The 24,038-nt window shown below is 68.1% G+C and carries 25 protein-coding genes; 2 read left to right on the top strand and 23 right to left on the bottom strand.

Annotation, left to right across the window (positions count from 1 at the left end):
* Positions 1 to 5: 5 nt before the first annotated feature.
* The 9 genes from ASG75_RS13680 to ASG75_RS13640 all read right to left on the bottom strand — a co-directional run bounded on the left by ASG75_RS13680 (position 6) and on the right by ASG75_RS13640 (position 9,125).
* On the bottom strand, positions 6 to 1,193 hold the full coding sequence (locus ASG75_RS13680; RefSeq protein WP_056390514.1) for a methyl-accepting chemotaxis protein: 1,188 nt from the start codon (positions 1,191 to 1,193) through the stop codon (positions 6 to 8).
* A 17-nt stretch (positions 1,194 to 1,210) separates the two neighbouring features.
* Complete coding sequence (locus tag ASG75_RS13675) at positions 1,211 to 2,308, bottom strand: chemotaxis response regulator protein-glutamate methylesterase (protein WP_056390511.1); 1,098 nt, start codon at positions 2,306 to 2,308, stop codon at positions 1,211 to 1,213.
* Positions 2,309 to 2,387: 79 nt separating this feature from the next.
* Positions 2,388 to 3,029 carry a chemoreceptor glutamine deamidase CheD gene (gene cheD, locus ASG75_RS13670; RefSeq protein ID WP_056390508.1) on the bottom strand — a complete coding sequence of 214 codons (642 nt, stop codon included), beginning with the start codon at positions 3,027 to 3,029 and terminating at the stop codon, positions 2,388 to 2,390.
* Positions 3,029 to 3,901, bottom strand: a complete 873-nt coding sequence (locus ASG75_RS13665) for a protein-glutamate O-methyltransferase (RefSeq protein ID WP_056390710.1) — start codon at positions 3,899 to 3,901, stop codon at positions 3,029 to 3,031. Before ASG75_RS13665 ends, cheD begins: the two co-directional genes overlap by 1 nt.
* A gap of 10 nt (positions 3,902 to 3,911) precedes the next feature.
* A complete protein-coding gene (locus ASG75_RS13660) occupies positions 3,912 to 5,660 on the bottom strand; it encodes a methyl-accepting chemotaxis protein (RefSeq protein ID WP_056390506.1) in 1,749 nt (582 codons plus the stop codon).
* A gap of 14 nt (positions 5,661 to 5,674) precedes the next feature.
* Positions 5,675 to 6,181 carry a chemotaxis protein CheW gene (locus ASG75_RS13655; RefSeq protein WP_056390501.1) on the bottom strand — a complete coding sequence of 169 codons (507 nt, stop codon included), beginning with the start codon at positions 6,179 to 6,181 and terminating at the stop codon, positions 5,675 to 5,677.
* Positions 6,182 to 6,395: 214 nt separating this feature from the next.
* Positions 6,396 to 8,396 (bottom strand): chemotaxis protein CheA, encoded by a 2,001-nt coding sequence (locus ASG75_RS13650; RefSeq protein ID WP_056390499.1) that lies wholly within the window; start codon positions 8,394 to 8,396, stop codon positions 6,396 to 6,398.
* Positions 8,397 to 8,404: 8 nt separating this feature from the next.
* A complete protein-coding gene (locus ASG75_RS13645) occupies positions 8,405 to 8,767 on the bottom strand; it encodes a response regulator (RefSeq protein WP_056390495.1) in 363 nt (120 codons plus the stop codon).
* Positions 8,768 to 8,780: 13 nt separating this feature from the next.
* Entirely contained in the window at positions 8,781 to 9,125 is a 345-nt protein-coding gene (locus ASG75_RS13640) for an STAS domain-containing protein (RefSeq protein WP_056390492.1), read from the bottom strand.
* A 199-nt stretch (positions 9,126 to 9,324) separates the two neighbouring features.
* On the opposite strand from ASG75_RS13640, the gene ASG75_RS13635 reads away from it, so the two are divergent.
* Together ASG75_RS13635 and ASG75_RS13630 are read left to right on the top strand one after the other, a co-directional pair.
* Positions 9,325 to 10,467, top strand: a complete 1,143-nt coding sequence (locus tag ASG75_RS13635; RefSeq protein ID WP_056390489.1) for a flagellar hook-length control protein FliK — start codon at positions 9,325 to 9,327, stop codon at positions 10,465 to 10,467.
* Positions 10,464 to 10,718, top strand: coding sequence for a hypothetical protein (locus ASG75_RS13630; RefSeq protein ID WP_056390488.1), 255 nt, complete (start codon positions 10,464 to 10,466; stop codon positions 10,716 to 10,718). Before ASG75_RS13635 ends, ASG75_RS13630 begins: the two co-directional genes overlap by 4 nt.
* A 37-nt stretch (positions 10,719 to 10,755) precedes the next feature.
* Here the strand turns inward: ASG75_RS13630 and ASG75_RS13625 are convergent, their stop codons facing one another.
* The 14 genes from ASG75_RS13625 to fliQ all read right to left on the bottom strand — a co-directional run bounded on the left by ASG75_RS13625 (position 10,756) and on the right by fliQ (position 23,741).
* Complete coding sequence (locus ASG75_RS13625) at positions 10,756 to 11,109, bottom strand: DUF2802 domain-containing protein (protein WP_056390485.1); 354 nt, start codon at positions 11,107 to 11,109, stop codon at positions 10,756 to 10,758.
* Positions 11,099 to 11,578 (bottom strand): chemotaxis protein CheW, encoded by a 480-nt coding sequence (locus tag ASG75_RS13620; protein WP_056390482.1) that lies wholly within the window; start codon positions 11,576 to 11,578, stop codon positions 11,099 to 11,101. Before ASG75_RS13620 ends, ASG75_RS13625 begins: the two co-directional genes overlap by 11 nt.
* A 37-nt stretch (positions 11,579 to 11,615) precedes the next feature.
* A complete protein-coding gene (gene motD, locus ASG75_RS13615; RefSeq protein WP_082547618.1) occupies positions 11,616 to 12,644 on the bottom strand; it encodes a flagellar motor protein MotD in 1,029 nt (342 codons plus the stop codon).
* Positions 12,641 to 13,381: a flagellar motor protein gene (locus ASG75_RS13610; RefSeq protein WP_056390477.1), complete on the bottom strand. Its 741-nt coding sequence runs from the start codon at positions 13,379 to 13,381 to the stop codon at positions 12,641 to 12,643. Before ASG75_RS13610 ends, motD begins: the two co-directional genes overlap by 4 nt.
* Before the next feature lie 5 nt (positions 13,382 to 13,386).
* Positions 13,387 to 15,261 carry a chemotaxis protein CheA gene (locus tag ASG75_RS13605; protein ID WP_056390474.1) on the bottom strand — a complete coding sequence of 625 codons (1,875 nt, stop codon included), beginning with the start codon at positions 15,259 to 15,261 and terminating at the stop codon, positions 13,387 to 13,389.
* A 13-nt stretch (positions 15,262 to 15,274) separates the two neighbouring features.
* Positions 15,275 to 15,916, bottom strand: a complete 642-nt coding sequence (locus ASG75_RS13600) for a protein phosphatase CheZ (RefSeq protein ID WP_056390472.1) — start codon at positions 15,914 to 15,916, stop codon at positions 15,275 to 15,277.
* The gene (locus ASG75_RS13595; RefSeq protein WP_056390470.1) at positions 15,913 to 16,320 is read right to left on the bottom strand and encodes a chemotaxis response regulator CheY; all 408 of its coding nucleotides are present in this window, start codon (positions 16,318 to 16,320) and stop codon (positions 15,913 to 15,915) included. Before ASG75_RS13595 ends, ASG75_RS13600 begins: the two co-directional genes overlap by 4 nt.
* Positions 16,321 to 16,382: 62 nt before the next feature.
* The gene (locus ASG75_RS13590) at positions 16,383 to 17,111 is read right to left on the bottom strand and encodes an RNA polymerase sigma factor FliA (protein ID WP_056390467.1); all 729 of its coding nucleotides are present in this window, start codon (positions 17,109 to 17,111) and stop codon (positions 16,383 to 16,385) included.
* The gene (locus tag ASG75_RS13585; protein ID WP_082547617.1) at positions 17,108 to 18,043 is read right to left on the bottom strand and encodes a P-loop NTPase; all 936 of its coding nucleotides are present in this window, start codon (positions 18,041 to 18,043) and stop codon (positions 17,108 to 17,110) included. Before ASG75_RS13585 ends, ASG75_RS13590 begins: the two co-directional genes overlap by 4 nt.
* 14 nt (positions 18,044 to 18,057) lie before the next feature.
* Positions 18,058 to 19,326 carry a flagellar biosynthesis protein FlhF gene (flhF, locus tag ASG75_RS13580; RefSeq protein WP_056390464.1) on the bottom strand — a complete coding sequence of 423 codons (1,269 nt, stop codon included), beginning with the start codon at positions 19,324 to 19,326 and terminating at the stop codon, positions 18,058 to 18,060.
* 127 nt (positions 19,327 to 19,453) lie between these two features.
* Positions 19,454 to 21,547: a flagellar biosynthesis protein FlhA gene (gene flhA / locus ASG75_RS13575; protein ID WP_056390461.1), complete on the bottom strand. Its 2,094-nt coding sequence runs from the start codon at positions 21,545 to 21,547 to the stop codon at positions 19,454 to 19,456.
* Between the two features lie 15 nt (positions 21,548 to 21,562).
* On the bottom strand, positions 21,563 to 22,699 hold the full coding sequence (gene flhB / locus ASG75_RS13570) for a flagellar biosynthesis protein FlhB (RefSeq protein WP_056390458.1): 1,137 nt from the start codon (positions 22,697 to 22,699) through the stop codon (positions 21,563 to 21,565).
* A 5-nt stretch (positions 22,700 to 22,704) separates the two neighbouring features.
* Complete coding sequence (fliR, locus tag ASG75_RS13565) at positions 22,705 to 23,475, bottom strand: flagellar biosynthetic protein FliR (protein WP_056390455.1); 771 nt, start codon at positions 23,473 to 23,475, stop codon at positions 22,705 to 22,707.
* Complete coding sequence (fliQ, locus tag ASG75_RS13560) at positions 23,472 to 23,741, bottom strand: flagellar biosynthesis protein FliQ (protein WP_056390705.1); 270 nt, start codon at positions 23,739 to 23,741, stop codon at positions 23,472 to 23,474. Before fliQ ends, fliR begins: the two co-directional genes overlap by 4 nt.
* Between the last annotated feature and the right edge of the window lie 297 nt (positions 23,742 to 24,038).

Here is a 24,038-nt window from a genome sequence, read left to right as displayed (position 1 = left end):
ACTCCTCAGAACAATTCGATCTCGCCGGCGTCCATCGAGCTCTGCAAGGCCGGTCCGCGTGAACGCAGGCGCGCCTTTTCGCGCTGGATCGCCAGCCGGCTGCGTACCCGTTGGGCGCGTCCTGCCAGCGTGTCGGCATCGACCGGGCCGCAGGCCAGTTCCTCGATGTCGCGCGTGCACTCGCCCACGACTTCCTGCAGCTCGACCAGCCGGGTGCGGGTCTGCCGCAGCAACTGGCTGAGGATGTCCTCGAACTGCAGGGATCGAATCGTGGTGGAAACATCGCTGCCGAGGCCGCGATTGATCTCGACCACCTGGTCGGCGACCGCGCTGGTGCGTGCGTCGCTCTCGGTGACGTGGGCCATCATCGCGTCGATGCCGCCCTTGGCCGACAGCGCCACGTTGAGATCCTGCGAGGCCATGGCGCCGACCAGGCCGCGCAGCTGCTCCATCGCCGCACGGGCACGCTCGACGTGGCTGCCGATCTGTTCGTTGAACTGGTTGGAATTGCTGGCCAGGCTGCGGATCTCGCCGGCCACCACGGCGAAGCCGCGGCCGGACTCGCCCGCACGGGCCGCCTCGATCGCGGCGTTGAGCGCCAGCAGGTTGGTCTCCTCGGCGATCGTGCTGACGTTCTTCAGCAAGCCGAATACCGCATCCATCTCCTTCGCCATGCCGTCGATGCGGTAGACGATACGCAGGCTTTCGCGCGACATCTCCACGACCATGCCCACGAAATGCTGCAGCAAGTCGCTGGTGCGGGCGGCAAAGTCCTGCACCGACACGCCGCCGTTCTGCACGTCGATGATTTGTTTCAGCAACGACTGCTGCAGCCCCGTCTTGTGCGACAGGCCGTCAAAACCGCCGCCCAGCTCGGACACCGCATCGCGCAACAGGTCGAGTCCCTGGTGCAGCTCGCGGGTGGCGTGACCGAGTTCGTCCACCAGTGCGCCGCGGACGTCTTCCAGTGCCTCGCGCACGGGTGCGTTGTTGCTGGCCGCGACTGCCGGCGGCGGCGCCTCCCGCGGGTGCCGGCTCTCGACAATCCACACGGCGGTGACCGCGGCGACCAGCAAAGGGGCCAACCACCCCGGATGCCAGAGCAGCGCCAGCACCAGGGCCAGCGTGCTGGCAAGCCAGCCGTAGGGTGGACGTTTGGCGAAACGCCGGGCCAATTGAGACAGGACAGCCATGAGCCGATATCCGTAGGTCAGGTACGCGAAGCGCCGTCGCGAGGTTGGCGCGCCAGCGTGAGCAGGCGCGCCGCAATGTGATCCAGCGGCAGCATCTCGGCTGCCGCATCGAGTTTCCAGGCGGCACCGGGCATGCCCCATACCACCGAGCTGGCTTCGTCCTGCACCAGGGTCGCGGCGCCGGCCTGGCGCAGTTCGAGCAGGCCACGCGCGCCGTCGTCGCCCATGCCGGTCAGCAGGGCGGCAATGGTGCCGGCCCCCGCACTGGCCGCCATGGAACGGAACAGCACATCCACGCTGGGCTTGTGCCGGTTCACCGGCGGGCCATCATGCAAACGGCACACGTACTTGGCGCCATCCCACATCACCAGCAGGTGCTGGCTGCCCGGGGCGATGTAGGCGTGCCCGGTCTGGATCGGCTGGCCATCCTGGGCTTCGCATACCCGCATCGCCGAACAGCGGTCCATCCGCTCCGCGAACGGGCCGCTGAACGCGGCGGGAATGTGCTGGGTCACCAGGATCGGCGGCGCGTCGGGGGGCATCGCTTCCAGCACCACGCGGACCGCCTCGGTACCGCCGGTCGAGGCACCGATCACGATGACCGGGCTGCCGCCGCGCGTGCCCGCCGTCTGCGCGCGCGGCAATACCGCATCGGCCGAAAGGCGCGGCGCCACTTCCAGCTTGCGCACCGCCGTGCGCGCACGCGGCCGGGCCTTCGCGGCGAGCTTCACCTTGGCGCAGATCTCTTGCGCCTTCTCGCCGAAACTGCTGGCCAGGTCACTGCTGGGCTTGGCCAGAAAATCCACCGCACCCAGCTCAAGTGCGCGCAGCGTCACCTCGGCGCCCTGCACGGTCAGCGACGACACCATCACCACCGGCATCGGTCGCAGGCGCATCAGGTTTTCCAGGAACGTCAGGCCGTCCATGCGTGGCATCTCGACGTCCAGCGTCAGCACGTCCGGGTTGAGCTGCTTGATCTTCTCGCGCGCGATCAGCGGGTCGGCAGCGGTGCCGACCACCTCGATCCCGGGATCGCAGGCAAGCATCGCCGTCATCAGCTTGCGCACCAACGCCGAATCGTCGATCACCAGAACACGCACTTTTTCCATTGCCATCCATCTCACCTGCCAGAAAACCCAAGCCGCGCCGTATCGACGGCGGCTTCGTCGGACTTCCGCGGAGCCGAAGCCGCCGCTAGAAAAGCTCGACCTCACCCTTTATCGGGTCATTTGCCAAACGCTTGAGGTAAATGCGTTCGTCGGCCACCAGCGCCACGTCGTCATGGCGGCGCAGCATGCGCACGCGCGCACGGCCGCTGCTGGGGAAGAACTGCAGTTGCCGGGGATACACGTCGCCGAGGTCCGATGCGCACAGGTTCAGCTTTTCGGTGGCGATATAGCGCTGCACGAAATCGATGTTGCGCTGGCCGATGTCGGTCAGCTGGGACAGCACGCGACCACCGCCGAATATCTTGACCTGCATGTCGGCGCGCTGGCCGCCGGCGATGAGGATGGCGTTGATCAACTGCTCCATCGCGTCGCTGCCGTAGCGCGCCGCGCGGCCGACGGTGGATGTCCAGCTGTCGCGCTCGCCGCGCGGCTCGGGCAGCATGAAATGGTTCATCCCGCCGATGCCGCGGCGCACGTCGTGGATGCAGGCCGACACGCAGGAACCGAGTACGGTGGTGACCAGCTCGTCCCGGGTGCTGACATAGAATTCGCCCGGCAGCACCTTCACGGTCACCCGCGATTGCACCGGATCCCAGTACCGATGCAGGTGCTCGAAACCCGGCAGTGCAGCGGCCTCGCCCAGCCTCCTGTCGGTCACTGCGGCCATCAACCGAGTTTCCGGTAGACGGTGCGCCCGATCAGTTCGAATTCGTCGTTGACGCCGTGCAGCGATTCGGAATGGCCAAGAAACAGGTAACCGCCCGTCGGCAGCAACTCCGCGTAGCGATGGAACAGGCGCCGCTTGGTCGGCTGGTCGAAGTAGATCACCACGTTGCGGCAGAAGATCGCATCGAACGGTCCGCGCATCGGCCACGGATGCAGCAGGTTCAGCGGCTCGATGGTAACCAGCTCGCGCAGGCGCGGATGCACGCAGGCCAGCCCTTCGTACGCGCCTTCACCGCGCAGCATCCAGCGCCGGCAGCGCTCCGGACTGATGCCGGCGATGCGCTCCAGCGGATACACGCCCTTGCGCGCGGTTTCCAGCGCCTGCGGCGACAGGTCGGTGGCCAGGATCTTCGCATCGAGCCGGCTGCCGCTCTGCTCGAGCGCCTCGGCCAGCACCATCGCCAGCGCGTAGGGCTCTTCGCCGGTGGAGCAGCCCGCCGACCATATCCGCAGGCGGTCGCCGTCGCGACGCCTTTCGTGCAGCCAGCGCGGCAACAGTTCATTGGCCAGCAGGTCGTAGTGATGCGCCTCGCGAAAGAACGCCGTCACATTGGTGCTGATCGCGCTGGCCAGTTCGCCCAGCTCGCCGTGCGGATCGCGCCGCAACAACTCGCAGTAACTGCCGAAGTTCGGCAGGCCCAGCGCACGCAGCCGCCGGAACAGACGGCCCTGCACCAGCTGCCGCTTGTGCTCGCCCAGCGCGATGCCGCAGTGCTCGAGAACGAACGCACGCAGATACTGGAAGTCGGCGTCGCCCAGCAGCGGGCCGCCGGCGCCCGGGGCGGTGGCGTCATGATCGAACGTGCCGGGCACCGCGTTCACTTCAGAATTCCTTCCACGCGCCCGCTTCGCTGGCGACACCGGCGGCCGCGCGCGACGGGCGGGCCGGCGTCGGCGCCGGCGCAGTGCTGCGCACGGCGGCGAACACCGCTTCGGCCTCGGCTGCCGCGGTCTTCGCCCGCGCCGACGCGGACGGCGCAACCGGCGTCGCGCCGCTTTCGCTCAACTGGAAAAAGCCCACCTGCTCGGTCAGTTCGCCGGCCTGTTCGTGCATGGCGCGGGCTGCCGCTGCGGCTTCCTCGACCAGCGCGGCGTTCTGCTGGGTCATCTCGTCCATCTGCATCACCGCGTTGTTGACCTGGTCGATGCCGGCGGATTGCTCCTGGCTCGCCGCGGCGATCTCGGCCACGATATCGGTGACTTTCTTCACACTCTCGACGATTTCCGCCAGCGCCTTGCCCGACTGGTTCACCAGCTCCGAGCCGCAGCGCACTTTCTCGGCGCTGTCGTTGATCAGCTCCTTGATTTCCTTCGCGGCGCCGGCACTGCGCTGGGCCAGGCTGCGCACCTCGGTGGCCACCACCGCGAAACCGCGGCCCTGCTCGCCGGCTCGCGCCGCTTCCACGGCCGCGTTCAGCGCCAGCAGGTTGGTCTGGAAGGCGATCTCCTGGATCAACCCCACGATGTCGGCGATCTTGCCGCTGGATGCGTTGATCTCGCTCATCGCGACGATCGCCTTGCCGGCCACCTCGCCGCCGCGCTCGGCCTGTTCGCGGGCACCCCGCGCGAGCTGGTTCGCATGGCTGGCGTTTTCCGCATTCTGCTTGACGGTGGAAGTCATCTGCTCCATCGACGAGGCGGTTTCCTCCAGGCTCGACGCCTGTTCCTGCGTACGCTGGCTGAGGTCGTCGTTGCCGTGGGCAATCTGCTGCGCCGCCGTGCTGACCGCATCGGAACCGCGGCGCACTTCACCGACAGTCAGGGTGAGCCGCTCGTCCATCAGCCGGAATGCCTCCAGCAGGCGGCCCAGTTCGTCCTTGCGATGGGTGACGATGTTGTGCCCCAGCTGCCCCTGCGAGATGGCGTTCGCCACGCGCACCGCCCGGTTGAGCGTGCCGACGATCGAACGGATCATGAAGAACGCCATCAACACGGCCAGCAGCATGCCGGCGCCGAGCGCGCCGAACGTCATGATGCGAATGCGCTGGTAGCTGTTCACGGCCGACTCGTATTGCTGCCGGCTTTCGTCGACCTGCATGGCGATGAGCTTGTTCATCTCCGCGCTCATGATCGTCACGTTCGGCAGCACGTCGGAGTAAAGCAGTGCATTGACGCCGTCGTCGGCCTGGTTCAGCGCATCGGTGATCTCGGTCATCGACGAAGTCACGTCGCCGCGGGCGCTCTCGAACGCGCTCCATTGCTTCTTGACCGCCGGCGACATCTTGCCCGCACCCAGTTTCTTCAGCAGCGCCGCATCCGCGAGCTGGCCCTTGGCGACCTCGGCGAGCTTCTGCTGGACGATGGCCTTGTCGTCCTTGTGGAAAGCCGCCTCGCTCAGCGAGATGAAGCTGTTCAGCGACCCGCGCGCCACCTCGTTGATGCTGGTCAATGGAAGCAGCTCTTCCTGGTAGATCTGGCGGGCGCTTTCATTCGCGCGGGCCATGCCGCCGAGTCCGATCCAGGCGCCCACCAGCAGCATCGTGCACAACAGGCCGAGCACGCCGATCAGGCGTGCCTTGACGGTCAGCGTGGTCAGTCGGGCCAGGTGGGCCTTCAAATTCTTCATCTTCATCTCGATTTCCCGGGTCAGGCGGCGACTTCAACTTCCTGGACAGCCGGCAGCGCCGCATCCAGTGTTTCCACGTCCTCAGGACGCATCAGTTTTTCCACGTCCAGCAGCATCACCATGCGCTCGACGTGGGTGGCAAGCCCTTTCAGATAGCGGGTGTCCACCACCGCGCCCATGTCGGGCACCGGCTTGATCGCCGCCGGGTCGATGTCGACCACGTCGGATACCGCGTCCACCACGATGCCGAACAGGCGCTCGGCGATGGCCACGATGATCACCACCGTGTTGTCGCCGTAGTTCTCCCGCTCCAGTCCGAAGCGCAGGCGCAGATCCATGATCGGCACGATTGCGCCGCGCAGGTTCAACACGCCCAGCAGGTACGCCGGCGCCTGCGGAATGCGCGTGACCCGGGACCAGCCACGGATTTCGCGCACGGCAAGGATGTCGACTCCGTACTCCTCGTCAGCCAGGCTGAAGGTGAGTTGCTGCAAGGTCGGTACCGCATCCTGGTTGTTTTCGTACATGTGCCTGCTACCTAGTGACGGACGCCTGCAGAGGTCCTGCTTCCATGACTTTGTCGGCGCTGCCGGCGGAAACTTGAGCGGCCGCGGGGCCGTCCCCGGCCGGCAGACGGCGCGCCGCAATGGCATCCGGGACGAGTTGCCGGTGGCACAACGGCCGGGCGCCGCGGCACGTCCGCTGCAGCCGTCGCGGCATCGAGGGAATGAGGGTTCTTTCTCAGGCGGCCTTGCTGCGCCGCCCCAGCCGTACCACGCCGCCCACATCGACGATCAGGGCCACCGAGCCGTCGCTGAGGATCGTGGCGCCGGAGACGCCCTGCACGCGCCGGTAATGCGCTTCCAGCGACTTGATGACCGCCTGCTGCTGGCCCAGAAGTTCGTCGACCAGCAGGCCTACGCGCCGGTTGTCGTCCTCGATCACCACCACGATGCCGCGCTCGATATCGGTGATCGCATCGGCGCAGCCGAAGGCGCGGTGCAGCCGCATGATCGGCAGGTATTCGTCGCGGAAGTGGAACACTTCACCGCCGCCGGCGATCCTGCGCACCGCCTCCGGGCGCAACCGCAGCGACTCGACGATCGAAGTCAGCGGCACGATGTAGCGCTCATGGCCCACCGCGGTCACCAGCCCGTCGATGATCGCCAGGGTCAACGGCAAGGCGATGGTGAACACGCTGCCCTTGCCGCTCTCGCTGCGCACGCCGACGCTGCCGCCGAGGTCGCGCACGTTGCGCCGCACGACGTCCATGCCGACGCCGCGGCCGGAAAGGTCGGTGGCCTGCGCGGCAGTGGAGAAACCCGGCTGGAAAATCAGCTCCGCCACCTCGGCGTCGCTGAGCTCCTGCCCCGCGGCGATCAGGCCACGCTGCTGCGCCTTGGCCACGATCGCGGCATGGTTGAGCCCGGCGCCGTCGTCGCTGATCTGCACCACGATGTTGCCGCCTTCGTGGTACGCATTGAGCTTGAGCGTGCCGGTCTCCGCCTTGCCGGCCGCCTTGCGCTGGGCCGGCATCTCCAGGCCGTGATCGATCGCGTTGCGCACCAGGTGCACCAGCGGATCGCCGATCTTCTCCAGCACCGTCTTGTCCAGCTCGGTATGTTCGCCGTGCAGCTCCAGCTTGACCTGCTTGCCGAGCTTGCGCTCCAGGTCGCGGACCAACCGCGGGAACCGGTTGAACACCGAGCCGATCGGCAGCATGCGGATGCGCATCACGCTTTCCTGCAGCTCGCGCGTGGTGCGCTCGAGCTGCAGCAGTCCTTCGCGCAGGCGTTCCAGCTGCGACAGCTGGAAATTCTCGCCGATGTCGCTGAGCATCGACTGGGTGATCACCAGTTCGCCCATCATGTTGATCAGCGCGTCGACCTTGTCGATGCCCACGCGGATCGAGCCGCCCTCGCTGGAGGCCACAGCGGTTTCGCGGGCCGGGCGCGGGTCGGCGGCAGGCGCCGGCGTTGCCGCAGGCACGCCGGCCGGTGCCGGCTCCGCGGCAGCCGCCGGGGTTTCTTCGGCCATCGCCTCGACGGCCAGCTCGCAGTCGCCGTCGAGCCAGTCGAACACGGCATCGACGTCGCCGCGCGCCACCGCACCGTGCAGGCGCAACTCCCAGCCCAGGTGGCACTGGCTGGGGTCGAGGTCGGCCAGCCGTGCCGGCGCGCGGTCGACGACGAAGGCACGCCGCACCTCCAGCCGACCCAACTGCTGCAGTTCGCGGAACAGCCGCAGCGGATCGTTGCCGGTCTGCAGCAAGTGCGGCAGCGCGACGAAACGGATATCCCAGCCGTTCGCCGGGGCGGCCTTCGGCGCGACCACGGTCGCCACCGCCGCCTCGCCGCTGGCCAAACGCATCAGCTCGCCGCGCAGCGCCTCGCTGTCGGCATCGGCCACTGGCTGGCCGCTGCTGGATCGCGCCAGCATGGCGCGCAGGCAGTCGACCGAACGCAGCATCAGGTCGATCAGCTCCGCCTCCACCGCGCGACGCTCGCTGCGCACTTCCTCCAGCAGCGATTCGGCCACGTGGGTGAACGCGGCAACGTCCGAAAACCCGAAGGTCGCCGCGCCGCCCTTGATGGAATGTGCCGCACGGAAAATCGTGTGCACCAGCTCGTGGTCGGTCGAGCCCGAATCCAGCGCCAGCAGCGCCGCCTCCATCGCATCGAGCCCTTCCCGGCTTTCCTCGAAGAAGGTCTTGTGGAACTGAGTCAGGTCGACCGCACTCATGGTGTTCCTTAACCCAGCACGCGCTTGACGGTGGCCAGCAGCTGTTCCGGATCGAACGGCTTGACCAGCCAGCCGGTGGCGCCGGCCGCCTTGCCTTCCATCTTCTTCTCGGTGTGCGATTCGGTGGTCAGCATCAGGATCGGCACGCCCTTGTAGGCATCCATTGCGCGCAGCTCGCGCACCATCGCGATGCCGTCCATCACCGGCATGTTGACGTCGGCCAGCACCAGGTCGAACGAACTGCCGCGCGCGATATCCAGCGCCAGCTGTCCGTTTTCCGCCTCGGCTACCTCGTGCCCGGCGCCGCGCAGGGTGAACGCCACCATGCCGCGCATCGAAACCGAATCGTCTACTGCAAGAATCTTTGCCATGCTGCCACCTCGTTCAGGCCAGCCCTGCGGCCGGCAGTTCCAGTATCTGTGCCAAGCCGAGCAGGCCGGCCGCCTCGTTGAGAGTCTCACTCGCGCCACGCCAGTCCAGCGTGCCGCCGCATGCCTGGAGTTCGCGCCGGAACAACACCAGCAACTGCAGCGCCGCGGTGTCGGCGCGCTCCACCTGGCTGCCGTCCAGCACCACGATGGCGCCTTTTTCCAGCACGCCCAGCAGCTCCGCCTTCAACGCGGCCTGGGCGGCGAGGCGGCAATCCGGCGGAAGCACCACCACGGCCGCGTCATCCGCCGCCGGTTCCCGTCCGTCATCTTTCTGCTTCGCCGCCCGTTTGCCGGCCATGCCGCCACTCCACTCGCGCCACTGCGCTGACGAGGACTTATCGGCCACGGGCGCGATCGCTTTAGGGCGTCGTGATGCAATCTGCCGTCGCCGGTGCCGTGCGTCCGGCGTCGGCCACGGCTCAAGTTCGCCCGCGCACGGCCGATGTCCTTCAGGACGAACCCATTCGCACACACGGCGCCCGCGTGCAGGAACCGACTTGATCATCCAACCGACCAGCCTGGCCGCCCTTACCTGGGCCGGTGCCGCCTCCGGCACCACTGCGCAAAGCTGGCGCATCGGCACCGTGCTGTCGGCGCGCCCCCTGGGCGTGAACCCGCAAGGCCTGCTGGTGCTGCAGGTCGGCGCGCTCACCGTGGAAGCGGACGTGCCCGGCAGCCAGTTGCCGGCGCAGTTCCAGGTCCGCGTATTGAGCCTGGGCGCGCAGCCGCAACTGGAGGTGCTGTCGTCTCCTGCCGACCCGACCTTCCAGCGCGTGCTGCGCGAACGCCTGCCCCAGCAGAACGGCTACGCACCCTTGCTGGCCACGCTGGGCGCACTGGCCCAGCGGCCGGTATTGCGCCAGTTGCCGCCGGAACTGCGCACGGCGCTGGCCTTGCTCGAACAATCCCTGCGCACTCCCGCGGAAATCACTCGCGGCGAAGGTCTGCGTGAGGCCATCAGCCGCAGCGGCCTGTTCTTCGAGTCCAAATTGGCCAGCCCGCACGGCAACCTGGCGACGCTGGCCGAGGATGACTGGAAGGGCGCCCTGCTGCGCCTGGCCGGACTGCTCGACCGGCGTGCACCGGCACCGCCGGCGCCGAACCGCAGCGATGTCGCGCCTCCGCTGTTGCAACGCGGCGTGCAGGCACAGCCGCGCCTGCCGCTGCCGCTGGCGCCCGCCGACGATGGCGTGGACCCATTGCTGGATCGCCTGCATGGCGACGTGAAAGCGGCGTTGGCGCGAGTGGAGGTGGCCCAGTTGGAGGCCAGCGCCAGCCCGTTGCCGGCCTGGATGATCGAGATCCCGCTGCAAGGAGAGGACGGGCGCGATGTATTGCAGATCCAGCTGGAATTCGCCGCCGACCTCGCCGACGGCACCCACGGCTGGACGCTCGGCTTCGCACTGGACCTGCCTGCACTGGGCCCGCTGCAGGGCGAACTGCAATTGCGCGAGCCGCGGTTGGCGGTGCGCCTGTGGGCCGAACAGGCGGAGACCGCGCAGCGGATGGAACGCCAGTTCGGCCCGCTGCGCCAGCGGCTGGCTGCCTGCGGCGTCTTGCTCGACCAATTGAGCTGTCAGGTCGGCTTGCCGCAGCCGCTGGGCCGGCACAGCTCCGTGCTGCTGCAGGCCACCGCATGAACACGCCGCCGGTCCCGCGTCGGGTCAGCCTGCGGCTGGCCAGCGGCAACCACGCGGAGACCAGGGCGATGCCGCCCGAATCGCTGGAAGCTCTGCTGGCGCGCGCGCAGGCACTGGGCTTGCCGCTGCATCACGATCCCCAGATCGCCGCCTTGCTGGCATCGCTGCGGCTGCGCGACGACGTGCCGGTACTGCTCTACGCGGCGGCCGCCTCGGTATTGGCCGCCGTCTACGACGCGGCGGAAGAATGACCCGCCCGGCTCGTGCCGCGCACCCGCGGCATCGCTTTCAGGAACTGGCCGGATGCATCCGCAAGACCAGCCTCGCCTCGTCGCGCGACAAGCCGCAGCGGCTGACCAGTTGCTCCACGTCGGCGCCTTCGCGCGCCAGCTGCTGGGCCAGTTCGTAAGACTGCCGCACCGGCGGCGGTTGCTGCTCGATCCGGCCCACCTGGCGTTCCAGCCGTCCCAGCGCCGTCACCAGCATCGAGGTCGGCACGTCGGTGCGGGCATGGGCCGCGTCGTGCGACAGGTCGGCGACCCGCCGCTGCAACTCGTGCAGCTGACGCCAGCCGTGGAACAACAGCGCCGACTGCGCCAGCGCCAGCAACAGCAAGATACCCACGCCGGCCTCAAGCCACATGGCCGCTCCCCTCGCCCACCCGGCACAGCTGGCGGACATCGAGCAAGGCCACGAAACCACCTTGCCAGGCCAGCACACCGCTGACCGGGTCGTCGTCGCGGCAGGCCCGCCCGGGCGGCGGCGGCGCGATGTCGATGCCGTCGCTGCACAGCAGCTCGCCGACCGCGTCCACCAGCAGGCCGACCCGCTGGCCCGCGTGCGACAGCATCACCACGCGCACCGTGGCCGGATTCGCCGCCGGCAGCGCCGGCAGGCCCAGCCGGCGGCGGCCGTCCATGACCGGCACGATGCGCCCGCGCAGATGCCGCACGCCTAGCAGGTCGGGGGCGGCGCCCGGTACCGGCGTCAGGTCGCCGTCGCGGATGACTTCGCTGACGTCGTCCAGCGGCGCCGCGTACAGCTGCACCCCGATACGGAACGACAGCCAGTGCTGAGCGCGTGCTTCGGACACAGGGGCGGCGGCACTCATGCTTCTACTCCATGGTCAGAGGATGCAGTCATCGGTTTCACTTGCTCGAGTTGATCCGGCGAGCCGTTCCGCCGACGTGGCCGGCGGCGACGTCCGGCAACGCAGGACTCCCGATGCCGTCCGTCGCCTGGCCCGGCGTGCCGTTGCCGCCACTGCTGACGCGCACGGTGGGCATCATCTCGACGGCCGGTGCCGGCGCAGCCGCCAACCCGGTTATCTCATCGACGTGCTCGGGCGTGGTGTGGTCGCGTTCGGCGGCCGGGCGATCGCTCATCACCACCACCAGCACGCGCCGATTCTGGTTGCGGCCTTCCACGGTGGCGTTGTCGGCGATCGGGCGCATTTCGCCCCAGCCGATGATGCCGAGCCGCGCGGGCGCGATCCCGCTGGTGGAAAACAGGCGCGCCACGCTGGCCGCCCGCGCCGCCGACAGTTCCCAGTTCGACGGGTACAGCACGTTGCTGATCGGCACATCGTCGGTAAAGCCCTCCACCCGCACCGGATTGGCGAACCGGGCCAGAATCGCCCCCAGATCGCGCAGCACCGCATTGGCCGAATCCGACAGCTGTGCCACGCCGCTGGGAAACAGGATGTCGGTGCGGATCTCGATCTCCAGCCAGTCCGGATTGTGCCGCACCACCACCAGCTTGCGGTCGATCAGCGGCTGCAGCGCCTTGCGCACCTGATCCTCGATGCGTCCCAGGTTTTCCTGCTGCTTCGACTGGTGGCCCGCCTCGCGTCCGCTGCCGCCGCTCGCCGGCACCGGGTGCGGCGGAATCGGCACCGCGATCGGCACGATCGACGAACCCGACTGGCCGGCCGGCGCGGCGATCGCCGGAGAGATATTGTGCGGCCGGATCCGGGTCGGCGGCAGCGGCGCGATCGCGTGGCTGGAACCGTTGAACGCCTCGATCAGCGATTCGGACATCACCCGGAACTTGCCCTCGTTGACGACCGACACCGCATACATCACCACGAAAAACGCGAGCAGCAAGGTCATCAGGTCGGCATAGGGAATCGCCCAGGCCTCGTGATTGACGTGCTCCTCGTGCTTGTGCCTTCTCATGCCACGTAACCTTGCAGGCGCGCCTCGATCTGCCGCGGGTTGTCGCCCTGGGCGATCGACACCAGGCCTTCGATCAGGATCTCGCGCATCTGCGTCTGCTTGCTGATCAGGCCCTTCAGTCGCGCCGACATCGGCAGCATGAACAGGTTGGCCAGCGCCACGCCGTAGATGGTGGCCACGAAGGCCGCGGCGATGCCGTGGCCGAGCTTGCTCGGATCGGCCAGGTTCTGCATCACCGCCATCAACCCCATCACCGCGCCGATGATGCCCAGCGTGGGCGAGTAGATGCCGGCCATCTCGAATACCTTGGCGCCCGCCAGATCGATCGACTCGCGGGTTTCCAGGTCCACCTCCAGCACGCTGCGGATCGCCTCCGGCTCGCCGCCGTCGACCAGCAGTTGCAGCCCCTTGCTGACGAACGGGTCGATCTCCGCCTCGATCTGCGGCTCCAGCCCGAGCAGGCCCTGCCGGCGCGAGATCTCGCTCCAGCCGACGATCCGGCTGATCAGGTCGCTCGGCTGGTGCTGCGGCGGCCGGTACACCATCGAGAGCATCTTGAATGCATGCTTGAGCACCTTGCCCTGGTTCTGCACCAGCAAGGCGGCGGCCGTGCCGGCAAAGACGATCACGAACGCCGCCGGATTCCACAGCGCACCCACGGTGGAGCCCTTCAGGATGGTGCCGACGATGATGACCACGAAGGCCAGAATGGTGCCGATGATGCTTACCAGATCCATGGCGGTCAGCCGGTCAGTTGCAGTGAAGTGGAAAGTTGTCCGGCGTCGCTGGCCAGGCCGGCCAGGTCCATCACCAGCGCCAGCCGGCCATCGCCGGTGACGGTGGCCCCGGCAATGCCCGGCACGCCGTCGAACAGGGGACCGAGCGGCTTGACGATGACGTCCTCGCGACCGAGCACTTCATGCACCAGGCAGCCCAGCCGCTGATGGCCGATGTGCAGCACCGCCACATGCCGGCCGGCGGCCGCCAGCGCCCCGGCCCAGCCGACCAGGTTGACCAGCGGCAGGGCGCGGCCGCGATGCCGGGCGACCAGGCGGCCGTCCAGCAGGCAATCCTGATCGTCGTCGAGCTCGAACACCTCCTCCACGTTGCACATCGGCAGCGCGAGCAGGCGCGTGTCCACGCGCACCATCAGCACGCGCAGCACCGCCAGGGTCAGCGGCACGGTCAGTTCCAGCTCGCTGCCATGGCCCAGGCGTGAGTGCACCCGCAAGGTGCCGCCGAGTTCGGCCACGCGCGTCTTCACCACGTCCATGCCGACGCCGCGGCCGGAGATGTCGGAGACTGCCGCGGCAGTGCTGAAGCCGGGGCGGAAGATCAATTCGTAGCATTCGCCTTCGCTCAGCCGCGCGGCCTGCACGGCGTCGATCACGCCCTTCTCCACCGCCTTGCGGCGCAGGATGTCCGGATCCATGCCACGCCCGTCGTCGTGCACCGCGATCACGATGCGTTCGCCGCGCTGGCTGGCCGACAGGCACACCTGGCCCTTGCGCGGCTTGCCGGCAAGCTCGCGCTCGTGGGGCATCTCCACGCCGTGATCGAGCGCGTTGCGCAGCAGGTGGATCAGCGGATCGGCCAGCGCCTCGACCAGGCTGCGGTCGAGGTCGGTGCCCTCGCCTTCCAGCACCAGTTCCACTTCCTTGCCGAGCTGGCGCGCCAGGTCGCGCACGATCCGCGGGAAGCGCTGGAACAGCCGACCCACCGGCTGCATGCGCATGCCCATCACGGCGGTCTGCAATTCGTCGGTGACCCGGTCCAGTTCGTTGGCCGCGGCGACCAGGGCCTCGCTGCCGTTGCGCGCGGCCAGGCTGAGCAGCCGGTTGCGCACCAGCACCAGCTCGCCGGCATGGTTGACCAGCACGTCCAGGCGCGCGGTATCGACCCGCACGGTGTTCTCTGCCGGCGCCGCATGATGCGCCGCCATGGGTGCCGCGGCGGGCTTCGGCGCAGCCGTTTCGGCGACGGCCGCTGGCGCAACCGGCTGGCCGGTCTTGCCGTGCAAGGCGTCCAGCAACGCCTCGAACTCGTCGTCGTCGATCGTCGCGGCAGCAACTGGCACAGCCGGCAACGGCGCCGGCGTGACGGTGCCCGGAGCGGCGCTGCCGTACATGCTGTCCAGCAAGGCATCGAACTCGCTGTCGTCGATCGCGCCGCCGTCCGCCACAGGTAGCGCCGACGGAGCCGGGGTGGCGATCGAAGCGACCACCGGAGCCGGCCGGGTTCCCGGCAACAGCGATTCCAGCAGCGCCGGCGGCGGCATGCTCAGCGGCGCCTCGGCGCTCACCGCCGCCATCATGTCGTTGAGCAGGTCGAGCGCCTCGAGCAACGCGTCCATATGAATGGCGCCGAGCACCACCTTGCCGTTGCGGGCTTCGTTGAGCAGGTCCTCGGCGTGGTGGCACAGCAACACCATCGGCTCGAGCGCCAGGAACCCGGCGCCGCCCTTGACGGTGTGGAAGGCGCGGAACACGGCATTCAGCAGTTCGCCGTCACCCGGTGCTGCTTCCAGCCCGACCAGCTGCTCGCCCAGGCGCTGCAGCAGTTCGCCCGCCTCGACCAGGAAATCCTGGCGCAGCTCGCTGTCGAATTCCGCATTCATGACCGGCGGCTCGTCAAAACCCGAATTCGCTGAGCAGGCGGTCGGCGTCTTCCTGGCTGGACACCTTGACCGCACTGGCCGGCGCCTCGCTGCCGGCCAGTGCGCCGGTCAGGCGCACCAGCTCCAGCAGCGACGATTCGACCGTGCCGATGAAGCTGGCGACCTTCTTGATGCGCTGTCCGGTCAGGTCCTGCCACGACTGCGCCAGCACCATGTCGGCGAGGCCGTCGCGGCAGCTGCCGGCGAACGCCACGGCCTCGCGCGCCAGCACGGCGGCGGCATCGTTGCCGTTCGTCCACTCGAGCACCTGGCCGGCATTGCGCGTCAGCGATTCGGCCTGCGGCCGCATGCGCTCGGCAAAGTCGAGACTGCGATGCGCGGCCTGCGCGCTCATCTCCAGTGCGTCCTGCAGGTGCTGGCGCGCGTCGGCCACGATGCCGGGCACGCCTTCCTGGGTCAGTTCGCCGCCGAGCCGGCGCACCGCGTCGTGCAGGTCGCGGGCCAGCTGGCCGAGCGCGCGGAACAGGCGCTGCTCGCGCTGGCGCACCATCACATCCAGCGCCTGCTCGAACGCCGGGCCGTCGGGACTGTTCAGCAGGTCGCGCAGTTCGGTCGGCAGCGTATCGTCGATCGCGAGGGGGGAAGAGAGATTCATGCGCTGACTCCGCTGGCGGCGATCCGTTCGAAGATCTTGGTGAGCTTTTCCTTGAGCGTGACCGCGGTGAACGGCTTGACGATGTAGCCGTTCACGCCGGCCTGCGCGGCGGCGATGATCTGGTCGCGATTGTTCTCGGCGGTGACCATCAGCACCGGCAGGCCTTTCAGCGACTCCTCCGCGCGGATCGCGCGCAGCAGGTCGATGCCGGTCATGTTGGGCATGTTCCAGTCGGTCACCACCAGGTCGAACGGCTGGCTGCGCAGCAGCACCAGCGCGTTCTCGCCATCGTCGGCTTCCTGGATCAGCGGATTGCTGAAACCCAGCTCGACCAGCAGGTTGCGGACGATCCGCCGCATGGTGGAAAAATCGTCCACCACCAGGATTTTCATGTTCTTGTCCAAACGCTTTCTCCACGTGCGGTACAGGCCGAGGTCCGGCCGCGGGGATTCAATGGGTTACTCGATCAACTGCGCCAGCCGGTAAGTCGTGCGCGAAGCCGAAGCACCGCCTGCCCATGGATCTGGCAGACGCGCGACTCGCTTACGCCGAGCACGGCGCCGATTTCCTTGAGGTTCAATTCCTGTTCGTAGTACAGCGACATCACCATCTGCTCGCGCTCGGGCAGGCCGCTGATCGCTTCGGCCAGCGCTTCGCGCATGCCGTCGCGCTCGATGTTCTCCGATGGCCCCAGGCTGCTTTCGTCGACCACGTCGAGCACCGTGCTTTCCTCGCCATCATCCGAGGCGGTGAGGCTGAGCAGGCGCACGCAGGCCGCGTCGGCGAGCACCTGGTGGTACTCCTCCGCGCTGATGCCCAGCCGCCGCATGACTTCGGCGTCGTCGGCCTCGGCACCGGTCTCGGTCTCGATCTGGCGGATCACCTCGGCCACTTCGCGGGTCTTGCGATGCACCGAACGCGGGGTCCAGTCGGTGCGGCGCAACTCGTCCAGCATGGCGCCACGAATGCGAATGCCCGCATACGTTTCGAAGCTGGCCCCGCGATCGAGGGCAAAGTGACGTGCCGCCTCCAGCAAACCGATCATTCCTGCCTGGATCAGGTCGCCCACGTCGACGCTGGCCGGCAACCGCCCCATCAGGTGATAGGCGATCCGCCGGACCAGCGGCGCGTGCCGACGCACCAGTTCGTCGGCACTCTCGCGGGAAAGTTGCAGATATTCCGAAGCCACGCTCATCTCGGCACCCCACCCACCGGTGTTGCCCGGCCACCAAAAAAAGCAATCCGGTCGAGACCCGCGCGGTCGGGTTCCACCCACTTATCGACCGCACCCGCCAATTGCTTGAATGCCAGCGCGGAATGACTGGACGGCCACAGGTCGACGACCGCGCACTGCCGGCGAATGGCCTGACGCAGGCGCTCGTCGTGCGGCACCCAGCCGCCGAATTCGATCACCACGTCGAGGAAGCGGTCGCTGACCCGCGCCAGCTTCTGATGCAGCGCCCGCGCGTCGCCCTCGTTGCGCACCATGTTGGCGACCATGCGGATGCGCCGCACGCCGAAATCGCGGCTGAGCACCTTGGTCAGGCCGTAGGCGTCGGTCAGCGACGCCGGTTCGTCGCACACCACCACGATCACCTCGGCGGCGGCGGCGGCGAACATCGTCACGTTGTCCGAGAGCCCGGCGGCGGTATCCACCAGCAGGTATTCGGGCGGCTGCAGCAGTTCGTCGAACGCGCGGATGATCGCCGCGTGCTCGCCGTTGTCCAGCTGCGCCAGCCGGCGCGCGCCGGAACCGGCCGGCACCACCCGCAAGCCGCGCGGCGCGGGCAGCATCAGTTCTTCCAGCGTGCATTCGCCGTCGAGCAGGTGACCGACGTGGCGCGACGGCGTGAGGCCGAGCATCACGTCGACGTTGGCCAGGCCCATGTCGGCGTCCAGCAGCACCACGTCATGCCCGGCGACCGACAACGACATGCCCAGGTTCACCGCTACCGTGCTCTTGCCGACGCCACCCTTGCCGCCGGCCACGGCGATAGTGCGGCAATGCCGGCGGGCGGCGGGCACGGCGGCCAGCAGGCTGCTGGCCTGGTGGGCGGACGGCACGTCCGCCGCGGGCCGGCCGCTCATGGCCGACAGCATCTGCTTCAATCCGGAAGCCTGGTCCATCGCCAATACTCCATTCATGCGCTGGCCACCGCGAGGCCGAAGCGCTCGGCCATCATGCTGTCGTCGGGCGCCTGGCTTTTCAGCGACTGCGCGGCGCGGCACACCAGCACGCGCGCATCCGCCGTGGCGATGTCCTCGGGCACGCGCTGGCCGTCGGTGGTGTAGTCCAGCGGCAGCCGGTGACGGATCAGCACCGACAGCGCGCCGCCCAGCGCCGGGGCTTCGTCCAGCTTGGTCAGGATGCAGGCGTGCGGCTTCAGCGGCAGGTAGGCGCGCACCGCTTCGTCCAGCGCCTGCGACTGCGCGTTCGCCGCCAACACCAGGCAGGCGCGCAGGCCGTTGGCATCGGCCAGAATTTCCAGTTGCTGGGCGAGCCGCGGATCGCTGCCGGCGACGCCGGCGGTATCGATCAGCACGGTGTGGCTGCCGCGCAGCATCTCCAGCACCTTGCGCAGGCTGGCCGCGTCGTAGGCCGGATAGACCCGCGCGCCGAGCAGCCGGCCGTAATGTTCCAGCTGCGCGGCGGCACCGATGCGGTAGTGATCGGTGCTGACCAACGCCACCTGGTCGGCGCCATGGCGCATCACCGCGCGCGCCGCCAGCTTGGCGATGGTGGTGGTCTTGCCCACGCCGGTCGGCCCCACCAGCGCGATGACTCCGCCGCCGTCGCCGCACAGGTCGCGGCCGCTCACCGTCAGGCTGCGGCTGAGCATGCCCAGCGGCAGGTAGCGGGCCTGCTCGGCATTGATCTGGTCGGGCAGCTCGGCCACCAACGCCCGCGCCACGTCGGGTTCGATCCCCAGCCGCGTCATCTCGCGCAGAATCCGCGCGCGCAGCGGCTGGCGCCGTTCCATGTCGTTCCAGGCGAGGCTGGACAGTTGCATTTCCAGCAACTCGCGCAGGCTGCCCAGCTCGCTGCGCATCTGCGCGGTGTCCTGCGCGGCCTGTTCCATCAGCGGGCGCATCGCCGGCATGTCGTTCGCCGCGGACAACGGCGGCGGCACAGCGGCAACGCGCGAACGCGGCAGGGGCGCAACCGCCTCGACCGGCTCGACCCGCGGCCTGGCTGCCGTCGCCTCCGCGTCGGCAGACGCCGCCGCGAGCGGTGCACCGTGCCGGGTAGCCTCGCGCATCAGCGACTCGTCGTAGTCGATCGCGGCAACCAGCTCGATACCTTCATCCAGCCGGCGCGTGGACAGGATCACCGCTTCCGGCCCCTGCTCTTCGCGTACTTCGCGCATCGCCTGGCGCATGTCCGGCGCCACGAAACGTTTGATCTTCATACGTGCTCGCTCCGCGAGCGGGATTGGGGATTCGGGATTCGGGATTCGTCAAAAGTCAGAGCGCCGCAAACCCGCCGCGCTGCCAGCTCTTCCGAATCCCGAATCCCGAATCCCGTCATCCCGGCTCTCATCGACCCAATGCCTGTACCAGTCGCACCCGACGGTTGTCGGGCACTTCGTTGTAAGCGAGTACGTGCAGGTTTTGTGCCACGTGGCGAGTGAAGCGTGCGAGCCATGGCCGCAGCAGCGGCGCGACCAGCAAAACCGCGGGTTCGCCGCTCAATTCCTGGCGCCGCGCGGCGTCGGCCACGCTCTGTTGCAGGCGGTCGGCCAGGCCCGGCTCCACTGCGGCGCCGGCCACGCCACCGCCGCCGGACAATGAGCCGAGCAGGATCTGTTCGAGCTCGGGCGCCAGCGTGATCACCGGCACTTCGGTGCCCAGCCCGGTGATCTCCTGCACGATCTGCCGGCCCAGTGCGACGCGCACGGCAGCGGTCAGAACGCCGGGATCCTGACTCTGCCCGGCGTGCTCCGCCAAGGATTCGACGATGCTGCGCATGTTGCGGATCGGCACCCGCTCGGCCAGCAAGTTCTGCAGCACCTTGACCACCACGCCCAGCGACAGCCGCTTGGGCACCAGGTCCTCGACCAGCTTCGGCGCGGTGGCGGCGAGCCGGTCCAGCAGCTGCTGCACGTCCTGGTGGCTGAGCAGTTCGTGCGCATGACCTTGCAGGATGTGCGACAAGTGCGTGGCGATCACCGTGGCCGGATCGACCACGGTGTAGCCATAGCTCTGTGCCAGCTCGCGCTGGCCGCTCTCGATCCACACCGCCTCCAGCCCGAACGCCGGATCCTGCGTGGCGATGCCCTGCAGGGTGCCGTGCACCTGGCCCGGGTTGATCGCCATCAGGCGCTCGTTGTGCACCTCGGCCTCGCCCATCGGCACGCCCATCAAGGTGACCCGATAGGTGTTCGGACCCAGGTCCAGGTTGTCGCGGATATGCACCGCCGGCACCAGGAAGCCCAGTTCCTGCGACAGCTTGCGGCGCACCGACTTGATCCGCCCCATCAGCTCGCCGCCCTGGTGCACGTCGACCAAGGGAATCAGCCGGTAGCCCACTTCCAGGCCGAGCGGATCGACACTGGCGACATCCTCCCAACCCAGCTCCACCCGCTCGGTCGGTGTAGTGGCGACCGACTTCTCGGCGATCGATTCGGCCAGCTTGGCGCGGGTATCGCGCTCGCGCTTGAGCAGCAGCCACGCCGCGCCGCCACAGCTGGCGCCCAGCAGCAGGAACGCCACGTTCGGCATGCCGGGGATCACCCCCATCACGATCAGCACCACCGCCGCCACGCCGAGCGCGCGCGGCTGGCCGAACACCTGGCCGATCACCTGCTTGCCCATGTCCTGCGACTTCGACACGCGGGTGACGATGATCGCCGCGGCCACCGATAGCATCAGCGCCGGTACCTGCGCCACCAGGCCGTCGCCGATGGTCAGCAAGGTATAGGTCTTGGCCGCTTCGCCGGCGGAGAGGCCGTGCTGCATCACGCCGACGAAGAAGCCGCCGACGATGTTGATGATCAGGATCAGGATGCCGGCGGTGGCGTCGCCGCGCACGAATTTGGAGGCGCCGTCCATCGAACCGTAGAAGTCCGCTTCCTCGCGCACTTCCTGGCGTCGTTCCCGGGCTTGCTCCTGGGTCAGCAGGCCGGCGTTGAGATCGGCGTCGATCGCCATCTGCTTGCCGGGCATCGCGTCCAGGGTAAAGCGTGCAGTCACTTCCGACACGCGGGTGGCGCCCTTGGTGACCACCACGAAGTTGATGATGGTGATGATCGCGAACACCACCAGGCCGACCGCGAAGTTGCCGCCGATGACGAACTCGCCGAACGCCTCGATCACCTTGCCGGCGGCGCCGGGGCCGTCATGCCCGTGCAGCAGCACCACGCGGGTAGAGGCGATGTTCAGCGCCAGCCGCAGCAAGGTCGCCATCAACACCACGGTGGGGAACGCGGCGAACTCCAGCGGGCGCATCACGTAGACCACCGCCAGCAGGATCACCAGCGACAGCGCGATGTTGAAGCTGAACAGCATGTCGAGCAGGAACGGCGGCAGCGGCAACATCAGCATCGCCAGCATCACCAGCATCATCACCGGCGCGCCAATGCCACGTCGCGCCAGGTGTTTGAAGTTGCCTAGTACGTCTGCACCCGTCATGGATTTGACTCGTCGTTATTCGCGGTAAGGCCCCATCAGGTCGGGATCGACCTCGGGGGTTGGCGCTGCCGGTGGTGTCTCGCCCTGCGCCGCGGCTTGCTTCAGCTGGTAGACGTAGGCCAGGACCTGGGCCACCGCCACATACAGCGCGGCGGGGATTTCCCGACCCAGTTCAGTCGTTGCATACAAGGCGCGTGCCAACGGCGGCGCTTCGACCAGGGGGATGCGATGCGAGCCCGCCACCAGGCGGATCTGCTGGGCCAGCACGTCGACGCCCTTGGCGATCACCCGCGGCGCACCCATACGGCCGTCGTCGTAGCGCAGCGCCACGGCGAAGTGGGTCGGGTTGACCACCACCACGTCGGCCTTGGGCAGCTCTTCCATCATTCGCCTACGCGCCTGCGCCTGTTGCACCTGGCGAATGCGCCCCTTCATTTCGGGGTTGCCCTCGCTCTCCTTCATCTCGTCCTTGATTTCCTGCTTGGTCATGCGCAGGTTCTTGGCGTGGTCGAATTTCTGGTAGAGGGCATCGATGCCGCCGATCAGCGCCAGCATCGAGCCGAACCACAGCGCGGCGCGGCCGAGCAGGCCGATCGACTGCGCGATACCGGCCACGACCGAGCCGCGGCCGGTGGCCTGCAACTCGCCCTGCCAGTGCCGCAACAGCAGGGCCAGCACCGCGCCGATGAACAGCAACTTCAGCAGCGCCTTGCCCAGCTCCACCAGACCGCGCATCGCGAAAATCTTGCCCAGTCCCTTGATCGGGTCGAGCCGTTCGAACTTCGGCTGCAGCGCCTGCGCGCTGAAATTCAGCCCGCCCAGCAGCAGCGGCGCGACCAAGGTGGCCACCATCGTCGCCACTGCCACCGGTGCGAACAGCTTGAGCGCCTCGTGCATCGCCGCCTGCAGCGCGCGCCCCGGCAGCGCATCGGTAAACAGCGCTTCGCGCGAATAGCCCAGGCCCAGCGAAAAAATCTGCCGGGCATGCAGGAACGCACTCTCGCCGCTATTCATCAGCGCCGCCACGCCAGCCAGCACCACCATCGCACCGGACAGGTCGCGCGATCGCGGAACCTCGCCCTTCTCGCGGGACTCGCGCTGCTTTTTTTCGGTAGGTTGTTCGGTTTTTTCCTGGTCGCTGTCGTCCGACATGGCAGTCAGCTCCCCAGCAGGTTGCGCATCAGCGACCAGGCGTCATCTTGCAACGCCTCGAACGCGCCCGGCAGACTGCGCAGCGCCAGCCACAAGGCGATGAAACCCAGCGACACGGTGATCGGAAAGCCCACTGCAAACAGGTTCATCGATGGTGCCGCGCGGCTGATCGCGGCGAAGCCGATGTTCACCACCAGCAACGAGGTCATTGCCGGCAGGGCGACGCGCACGGCACCGGAAAACAGTTGCGCCGCGAAGCCGACCACCGCGTGCAGGCCGTTGGCGTTGATCGCCGGCACGCCTGGCGGCAGGCTGTGGAAGCTGTCGGCCAGCAGCGCGATGAGGCGCAGATGGCCGTCCATCGCGAGGAACAGCAAGGTCACCAGCAGCAGGTAGAACTGGCTCAGCACGTTCGAACTGCCGCCGGCTTGCGGATTGACCACCTCGGCAAAACCCAGGCTCATGCTCTGCCCCACCAGCTCGCCGCCGAACGAGACCGCCTCGAACACCAGCTTCAGCACGAACCCCACCGCCGCGCCGATCAGCACCTGCCCGGCCATGGTCGCCACGCCGTCGCCGCTGAGCGGGTCGATCGTCGCCGGCGCCAGCGGCGCCAGCACCAGCGACAGCACCACCACCACGCCGATGCGGATACGCGCCGGCACCACCGTCGCGCTGAACACCGGCGCCACCAGGCAAAGCCCGCTCACCCTGCCGATCGCCCAGAACAGGCTGCCCAACCACAGCGGCAACTGCGCCAGGTCCAGCGCCGTCATCTGACCGCGCCCGGCAGGCTCTCGATCAGCTGCGTCGTGTATTGCACCAGCAGACGCAGCATCCACGGCCCCGTCACCAAGGCGACCAGCGCCATCGCGATCAGCTTGGGGATGAAGCTCAGCGTCATCTCGTTGATCTGCGTGGCCGCCTGGATCACGCCCACCAGCAGACCCACCGCCAGCGCGGTCAGCAACAGCGGCGCGGCCACCAGCATCGCCACGTACAGCGCGTGCTGGCCGATCTCCATGATGGATTCGGGGGTCATGGTGTCCATCCCTGTTGGAGCAGCCCTTGTGGGATCGGCTTCAGCCGCGACGCTTTTGCAGGTTTCAAAGCGAAGAGCTTTCGTCCTCCTTCGGAGGGCGAGTCACTTTTCTCTGGGTGGCCAGAGAAAAGTAACCAAAAGAGAGGCCACCCCGATGGCGCGCCCTGCGGGCATCCTGCCCTCCGGGTGCGCGGGTGGGCTACGGGTTTTTTCGACAGCACATCCTGTGCTGGCGAAAAACTGGCCGGCATCCATGCCGGCCACCCTGCGGGCTTTCCTTCGCCCACCCGCCGCGCC

This window comes from Rhodanobacter sp. Soil772 (assembly GCF_001428385.1).
In the GTDB taxonomy this organism is placed as follows: domain Bacteria; phylum Pseudomonadota; class Gammaproteobacteria; order Xanthomonadales; family Rhodanobacteraceae; genus Rhodanobacter.
This window is presented reverse-complemented; position numbering and strand designations above follow the sequence as displayed.

What these genes read in the sequence shown, in the direction of transcription:
- ASG75_RS13680 (WP_056390514.1), bottom strand. Translation starts at nt 1,193, where the DNA reads ATGGCTGTCCTGTCTCAATTGGCCCGGCGTTTCGCCAAACGTCCACCC.
- ASG75_RS13675 (WP_056390511.1), bottom strand. Translation starts at nt 2,308, where the DNA reads ATGGCAATGGAAAAAGTGCGTGTTCTGGTGATCGACGATTCGGCGTTG.
- cheD (WP_056390508.1), bottom strand. Translation starts at nt 3,029, where the DNA reads ATGGCCGCAGTGACCGACAGGAGGCTGGGCGAGGCCGCTGCACTGCCG.
- ASG75_RS13660 (WP_056390506.1), bottom strand. Translation starts at nt 5,660, where the DNA reads ATGAAGATGAAGAATTTGAAGGCCCACCTGGCCCGACTGACCACGCTG.
- ASG75_RS13655 (WP_056390501.1), bottom strand. Translation starts at nt 6,181, where the DNA reads ATGTACGAAAACAACCAGGATGCGGTACCGACCTTGCAGCAACTCACC.
- ASG75_RS13650 (WP_056390499.1), bottom strand. Translation starts at nt 8,396, where the DNA reads ATGAGTGCGGTCGACCTGACTCAGTTCCACAAGACCTTCTTCGAGGAA.
- ASG75_RS13645 (WP_056390495.1), bottom strand. Translation starts at nt 8,767, where the DNA reads ATGGCAAAGATTCTTGCAGTAGACGATTCGGTTTCGATGCGCGGCATG.
- ASG75_RS13640 (WP_056390492.1), bottom strand. Translation starts at nt 9,125, where the DNA reads ATGGCCGGCAAACGGGCGGCGAAGCAGAAAGATGACGGACGGGAACCG.
- ASG75_RS13630 (WP_056390488.1), top strand. Translation starts at nt 10,464, where the DNA reads ATGAACACGCCGCCGGTCCCGCGTCGGGTCAGCCTGCGGCTGGCCAGC.
- ASG75_RS13625 (WP_056390485.1), bottom strand. Translation starts at nt 11,109, where the DNA reads ATGTGGCTTGAGGCCGGCGTGGGTATCTTGCTGTTGCTGGCGCTGGCG.
- ASG75_RS13620 (WP_056390482.1), bottom strand. Translation starts at nt 11,578, where the DNA reads ATGAGTGCCGCCGCCCCTGTGTCCGAAGCACGCGCTCAGCACTGGCTG.
- motD (WP_082547618.1), bottom strand. Translation starts at nt 12,644, where the DNA reads ATGAGAAGGCACAAGCACGAGGAGCACGTCAATCACGAGGCCTGGGCG.
- ASG75_RS13610 (WP_056390477.1), bottom strand. Translation starts at nt 13,381, where the DNA reads ATGGATCTGGTAAGCATCATCGGCACCATTCTGGCCTTCGTGGTCATC.
- ASG75_RS13605 (WP_056390474.1), bottom strand. Translation starts at nt 15,261, where the DNA reads ATGAATGCGGAATTCGACAGCGAGCTGCGCCAGGATTTCCTGGTCGAG.
- ASG75_RS13600 (WP_056390472.1), bottom strand. Translation starts at nt 15,916, where the DNA reads ATGAATCTCTCTTCCCCCCTCGCGATCGACGATACGCTGCCGACCGAA.
- ASG75_RS13590 (WP_056390467.1), bottom strand. Translation starts at nt 17,111, where the DNA reads ATGAGCGTGGCTTCGGAATATCTGCAACTTTCCCGCGAGAGTGCCGAC.
- ASG75_RS13585 (WP_082547617.1), bottom strand. Translation starts at nt 18,043, where the DNA reads ATGGACCAGGCTTCCGGATTGAAGCAGATGCTGTCGGCCATGAGCGGC.
- flhF (WP_056390464.1), bottom strand. Translation starts at nt 19,326, where the DNA reads ATGAAGATCAAACGTTTCGTGGCGCCGGACATGCGCCAGGCGATGCGC.
- flhA (WP_056390461.1), bottom strand. Translation starts at nt 21,547, where the DNA reads ATGACGGGTGCAGACGTACTAGGCAACTTCAAACACCTGGCGCGACGT.
- flhB (WP_056390458.1), bottom strand. Translation starts at nt 22,699, where the DNA reads ATGTCGGACGACAGCGACCAGGAAAAAACCGAACAACCTACCGAAAAA.
- fliR (WP_056390455.1), bottom strand. Translation starts at nt 23,475, where the DNA reads ATGACGGCGCTGGACCTGGCGCAGTTGCCGCTGTGGTTGGGCAGCCTG.
- fliQ (WP_056390705.1), bottom strand. Translation starts at nt 23,741, where the DNA reads ATGACCCCCGAATCCATCATGGAGATCGGCCAGCACGCGCTGTACGTG.